General features: G+C 62.4%; 6 protein-coding genes. All 6 read right to left on the bottom strand.

What is annotated here, in order from left to right:
- Window positions 1-454: 454 nt before the first annotated feature.
- Complete coding sequence (mctP, locus tag A985_RS0102405; protein WP_017231834.1) at window positions 455-2,005, bottom strand: monocarboxylate uptake permease MctP; 1,551 nt, start codon at window positions 2,003-2,005, stop codon at window positions 455-457.
- The gene (locus tag A985_RS0102400; RefSeq protein WP_017231833.1) at window positions 2,002-2,232 is read right to left on the bottom strand and encodes a DUF3311 domain-containing protein; all 231 of its coding nucleotides are present in this window, start codon (window positions 2,230-2,232) and stop codon (window positions 2,002-2,004) included. Before A985_RS0102400 ends, mctP begins: the two co-directional genes overlap by 4 nt.
- Window positions 2,233-2,440: 208 nt before the next feature.
- A complete protein-coding gene (locus tag A985_RS0102395) occupies window positions 2,441-2,848 on the bottom strand; it encodes a RidA family protein (RefSeq protein WP_026131573.1) in 408 nt (135 codons plus the stop codon).
- Window positions 2,849-2,850: 2 nt separating this feature from the next.
- On the bottom strand, window positions 2,851-3,321 hold the full coding sequence (locus tag A985_RS0102390; protein WP_017231831.1) for a thioesterase family protein: 471 nt from the start codon (window positions 3,319-3,321) through the stop codon (window positions 2,851-2,853).
- An 87-nt stretch (window positions 3,322-3,408) separates the two neighbouring features.
- A complete protein-coding gene (locus A985_RS0102385) occupies window positions 3,409-5,052 on the bottom strand; it encodes an AMP-binding protein (RefSeq protein WP_017231830.1) in 1,644 nt (547 codons plus the stop codon).
- Between the two features lie 59 nt (window positions 5,053-5,111).
- A complete protein-coding gene (locus A985_RS0102380; protein ID WP_017231829.1) occupies window positions 5,112-6,296 on the bottom strand; it encodes an acyl-CoA dehydrogenase family protein in 1,185 nt (394 codons plus the stop codon).
- Window positions 6,297-6,308: the final 12 nt, after the last annotated feature.

Below are 6,308 nucleotides of genomic sequence, written 5' to 3'. Positions count from 1 at the left end.
GGTGCGCTCAGCGAGAAAGGCCGCATAAGCAAAGCGGTAGCGAAAGACAAGTGCGGGACAGCGAAGACGCCGGGTAGAGCCCGGCGTTTTGCATATGGGGGGACGAAAAAGCGAGGGAGGAGAGCGAGAGGAGGCGCAAGAAGGAGGTAGGAGGAGAAGAGGGACTGGAGAGGCGTGGGCGACGACGCGGCCGTCCTGCGGCAGATGCGGAGCACGCGCGGGGCGGGTGCGGCGTCGCGATGGCGATGGAGACGGGCGGTGTCGACGGGACAGGGGCGGTGTGGGGGGAGGCGTGGGAAGCGGGCGGTGTCGGTGGGGGGACTGGGGGCGTGGAGGGGGATGGACCGGGGCCCCTTTCTGCAGCGAGTTGGGTTTATGTTTGAGAGGCGGAAAGGGGCCCCGGTCCGTCTAGGGGAGTGGTGTTGAGGCCCAGATCCGCCAGCAAAACACCTCATCAAGAATGGACTGCGTCCGAATAATCCTCTGGCTGGGTGGAATCAGAGCGTGGTGGCATGCCGAGCACCTTGACGAGCGCCGTCACCAGAACGGCGACGAGCAGATTGATGAAGAGCGAATAGAGTGCGGCATAGCCGGGCATCGTGAGCGAGCCGATGTGCAGAGCGAAGACAGACGACTTGAAGCCTGTAGAGGCGGCCATCCACGTACCGACGGCGATACCGGCGAACCAACCGACCAGGAGGCCGCGATGATCGAGCCAACGCGTATAAAGCCCGAGCACGATTGCGGGAAGCGTCTGAATGATCCAGATGCCGCCGAGCAATTGAAGCTGAATCGCGTATTGAAGCGGCAAGAACAGCACGAAGAACAGCGCGCCGAGCTTCACCACCAGCGAGACACGTTTTGCGATCAGCGTCTCCTGCGCAGCGGACACCGATTTATTCAGGAATTCCTTATGCACATTACGTGTATAGAGATTCGCGGCGGCGATCGACATAATGGCGGCGGGGACCAAAGCACCGATGGCGATAGCGGCGAATGCCACGCCGACAAACCACGAAGGGAAGGCATAGAGGAACAGCGCCGGCACGGCGAAATTCGTCCCATATTGCGCGAAATACGGTGCGAACTGAGGCATCGACTTCACCCCGGAGGCCAACGCCATGTACCCGAGCAAGGCGATCAACCCGAGCAGCAGCGTATAGGCGGGCAACAGCGCCATATTGCGTCGAATCGTATTACCGCTCTTTGCGCTGAGCAGCGCCGTAATCGAGTGCGGGTACAAGAACAGAGCGAACGCCGAGCCCAATGCCAGCGTTGCATAAGCACTGTAGCCTGCGAGCGAACCGCCTGATGGCGGTTTCAGCAGCAGATTCCCTGCGGGGACTGCCGCGAACACATGCGACATTCCGCCCAGGCGAATCGGAATCACGATCAACGCCGCGATAATCGTCAGATAAATCAGCGTGTCCTTCACAATCGCGATCAATGCCGGTGCGCGCAATCCACTGGTGTACGTGTAAGCCGCGAGAATCACGAACGCGATAATCAGAGGCAAATCGCCGAGCCAGCCAGTCGCGTGAAAGCCCAGCGCGCCGATCACCACCTCGATCCCGACCAATTGCAGGGCAATGTACGGCATCGTTGCCACGATCCCCGTGACCGCGATCGCCAGCCCTAGCCAACCGCTGCCGTAGCGAGCGCTCACAAAATCCGCAGCCGTCACATAGCCATGCTTTCGCGACACCTGCCAAAGCTTCGGAAAGACCACAAACGCAAACGGAAAAACCAGAATCGTGTACGGCAACGCGAAGAACCCCAGCGCGCCGGCGCCAAACACCAACGCTGGCACAGCGATAAACGTATAAGCCGTATACAAATCGCCGCCGAGCAAAAACCAACTGACAATCGTGCCGAAGCGTCGCCCTGCCAGCCCCCACTCGTCGAGTTGCGCGAGATCCCCGCGTCGCCAGTGCGCCGCCACGAACCCCACGATCGTGACAAACACAAACAGCGCGACAAAAACCACCGTGGCCGTCCAGTTCATGATCGACCTCCCGTCGCAGCGTCAGCCGGCGCCGTGCGTCGGTGCACCCACGCCGTAAGCAGCGCGGTCACCAACACCCACGCAAACTGATACCAATAGAAAAACGGGAAACCGAAGAGAGACGGCTCGAGCCGGTTGTAGAACGGCACCCACAGAACGCCAGCGAAAGGCAGCAACAACAGCCACAGCCAACCCCTGCCGCGCGATAGCGACGCGTTTTCATTCATGATTGCGTACCTCCCGGCGGGATCGCCACCGATCGCTCACGCAACGTGTGCCTATAACGACTATATGTCCTGAAAAGCAAAACGGCTTACGGACAAACCCCAACCCAACCGGATTCGCCATAAGCCGCATTTCGCGAGGAAAAACCGGCGTCGTCAGACCATGCCCGCCATCCAGCTTCCCCCGTCACCGACCCAACATTCCCAACGCCTACGCCGCCGGCACTACCGCGGTCACCTCGATCTCCACCTTCGCTTCGTCCTCCACCAGATCGGCCACTTCCACCGCCGTCATCGCCGGGAAATGACGACCGATCACTGCGCGATAATGCTCCCCAATCGCGCGATAACACTCCACATACTCGCGCTTATTCTTCACATACCACGTCATGCGAACAATATGTTCCGGCTTCGCATTACCCTCCGCCAGAATCGCCACAATATTCTCAAGCGTCTGACGCACCTGCAGCGCGAAATCGTCCGTCTCGAAACGTTGCTGCCCATTCCAGCCGATCTGACCGCCGACAAACACAATGCGGCTGCCCGCCGTCATCTCGAAAGCCATGCCATTCGCATAGCCGCGCGGCTTCGCCCATTCGGGGGGTTGCAGAACTTGCAGCATCAGGACACTCCTTCAATAACAGAATCAGGTGCGGCAAAGCGCACAATCGCCGCGCGCTGGGCGTCGGGCACCGCGATCGGGGCGGGCCTGCCGCCCTCGCCCTTCGCGACCCAAACCAACACCAGCGTGGCTTGCAAACGCGTCTCGTCGTTCGCTCCGGAAAACCGGATGCGCAACGTCATCGACGAACGACCCAGACGCGAGACCTCCAGCGAACGCTGGAGCGTCTCACCCAAAAAACTCGGCGCACTGAAGCGACACTCAATGTTCGCCGTCGGCACGCCCATCGCATTACGCAAATGCATCTCGCCGAACGACAGACCCAGCCCTTCGGCGCACCAGTCCTCGACCAGATCGTTCATCATCTCGAAATAGCGCGGATAGAACACAATCCCGGCCGGATCGCAATGCTTGAACCGCACCAACAACGGCTTCACAAACGCGTGCGCCGCCACCTCAGCTTCCGACATATCCTCTCCCCCCGCATGCCTCGTCGTCACACCGCGTCAACGTGAGTGGGCGCCAACTGGAGCGCCCCGCCCTCGCCTCAATGCACCTCAATGCGCCATCTGCCGCAGCTTGAAGCGCTGCAGCTTGCCCGTCTCCGTGCGCGGCAGTGCATCGACAAATTCAATCGCCCGCGGATACTTGTACGGCGCGATGTTAGCCTTCACATACTCCTGAAGCGCCTTCACCATCGCGTCGTCGCGCGGCTCGCCCGCCTTGAGCACCACATACGCCTTCACAATCTGACCGCGCGCCTCGTCGCTCGCGCCCACCACCCCGCACTCCGCCACCGCCGGATGCTGCAGCAAAGTCGACTCCACTTCCGGGCCCGCGATGTTGTACCCCGCCGACACAATCATGTCGTCCGAGCGCGCCTGATAGTAATAATTACCGGCCTCGTCGCAACGGAACGTGTCGCCCGGCAGATTCCAGCCGTTCTTCACATAATTCGTCTGACGCGAGTCCGCGAGATATCGACATCCCGTCGGCCCCTTCACCGCCAGCTTGCCTACCTTGCCCGGCGGCAGCGGCTGCATGTTCTCGTCAACGATCATCGCGATATAGCCGGGCACCGGCTTGCCGATCGCGCCCGGCACCACGTCGCCGTTCGCCGCCGAGATGAAAATATGAATCATCTCCGTGCCGCCAATGCCGTCGATCATCTCGATACCCGACGCCTGCTTCCAGAGTTGACGCGTCGCATCCGGCAACGCCTCCCCCGCCGACACCGTCTTCTTCAGACTCGACAGATCGTACTTGCCCACCAGCACGGCCATCTGACGATAGAACGTCGGCGCCGTGAAACAGATCGTCGCGCGGTACTGCTCGATCGCCTGCAGCAGACTGTCCGGCGTGAGCTTCTCCAACAACACCGTCGCCGCTCCGACGCGCAACGGGAACGTCAACAGGCCGCCCGTACCGAAAGTGAACGCTAACGGGGGTGTGCCGCAGAAAATGTCGTCCGGCCCCGGCTTGAGCACATGACGCGGAAACAGATCGCACATTGCCAACACATCGCGATGGAAATGCATCGTGCCCTTCGGCTGCCCCGTCGTGCCGCTCGTGAAAGCGATCAGGCAGACATCGTCCACCGCCGTATCGCAAGCTTCGAAGCTTGCCGGCTGGCGGGCCATGCGGGCCTCCAGTGAGTCCTCACCCACGTCGTGGAAATACACCACCTGCGTCAACGCGGGACAGAAATACTCATGGTCCGCCCGGCGGTTGAACCCCAGTTCATCCTTCAGACGTCCGTCGCACAGCGCCGCGCCGACCTCCGCCTTGTCGACGATCTGCTTGAGTTCCTTCGCGCGCAGCAACGGCATCGTCGGCACGCCCACCAGCCCCGCCTTGATCACCGCCAGCCACGCGGCCGCCATGAACAGGTTATTGGGTCCGCGCAACAGCACGCGATTGCCCGGCACCAGCGCCATGTCGTTGCGCAGCACGTGCGCGATGCGGTCGACTCTCTCACGCAAACCGAAATACGTCGTGACCGTCGGCTGACCGTTCTCCACCGAATAAATCGCAGGCGCCTCGCCGCGACCTTGCGCGATCGCGCGATCCAGTAATTCGGCGGCGCAATTGATACGCGCCGGGTACGCCACGTCCGGATTGTCCAGCAGAAACTCGGGCCACTGATCCGCGGGCGGCAGATTGTCGCGCGCGAAAGTGTCGAGATGTCCAGATCGTTCCATGTGCTTCTCCTTGCCCCCGGTAATCAAGCTTGGCGCCTGCGCGCCGCCACAGACCGCGCTCAGCCGTCCTTGAGCAGTTCGCGCGCGATGATCAGTTTTTGTACTTCCGTTGCCCCTTCGTAGATCCGCAGCGAGCGAATCTCACGGTACAGACGCTCCACGATCGCGCCCGACACCACGCCCGCGCCGCCGAACATCTGCAACGCGCGGTCGATCACCTGCTGCGCCGACTCCGTCGCGAACATCTTCGCCATCGCCGCCTCGCGTGTCGTGCGCTGCCCCTGCACGTCACGCTGCCAGGCCGCGCGATACGTCAGCAACGCCGCGGCGTCCACCGACGTCGCCATCTCGCCCAAAGCCGCCTGCGTGATCTGGAAATCGGCGAGCGTCTGCCCGAACATCTCGCGCGACTTCGCGCGCGCCAGCCCTTCGTCGAGCGCGCGACGGGCAAAGCCCAGCGCCGCCGCCGCCACCGACGCGCGGAAAATATCCAGCGTCATCATCGCCACCTTGAAGCCCTGCCCCGCCTCGCCCAAACGCTGCGAAGCCGGCACACGACAGTTCTCGAACTTCAGACGCGCCAGCGGATGCGGTGCGCTCACATCGATTCGCTCGGCAATCGTCAGCCCCGGCGTGTCGGCATCCACCACGAACGCGCTGATACCGCGGGCGCCGGGCGCCTCGCCCGTACGCACGAAAACACAATAGAAGTCCGCGATGCCGCCATTCGAAATCCACGTCTTCTCGCCGTTCAGCACGTAGTCGTCGCCATCGCGCGTGGCCGAACACGCCATCGCGGCCACATCCGACCCGGCGTTCGGCTCCGAGAGCGCAAACGCCGCAATCGCCTCGCCCGAGGCCACGCGCGGCAGATAGCGCTGCTTGAGCGCCTCGCTGCCCGCCAGCGTGATCGCGCCGCTACCCAATCCCTGCATCGCAAAGGCGAAGTCAGCCAGTCCGTCGTGACGCGCGAGCGTCTCGCGCAGCACGCACAACGCCCGCGAATCCAGTTGTTCCAACGCGCCGCCATGACGCGCGCTCACGCAATACTTCAGCCAGCCTGCGCGACCCAGTTGGCGCACCAGCGACACGCATGTCGCATCGGTATCCGCGTGGTGATCGACCTTCAGTTCGCGCGTGCACCAGGCGTCGAGTTCCGCGCCCAACCGGCGATGCGCCTCGTCGAAAAACGGCCATGCCAGAAAGTCGCCATTGCGCGCGTTTTGGGGAGTGATATCGCTCATCGTCTCGCTCGC

This window comes from Pandoraea sp. B-6 (assembly GCF_000282835.1).
Taxonomy (GTDB): Bacteria; Pseudomonadota; Gammaproteobacteria; order Burkholderiales; family Burkholderiaceae; genus Pandoraea; species Pandoraea cepalis.
Note: the sequence above shows the minus strand (reverse complement) of the source record. Positions and strands in the feature narration are given on the sequence as shown.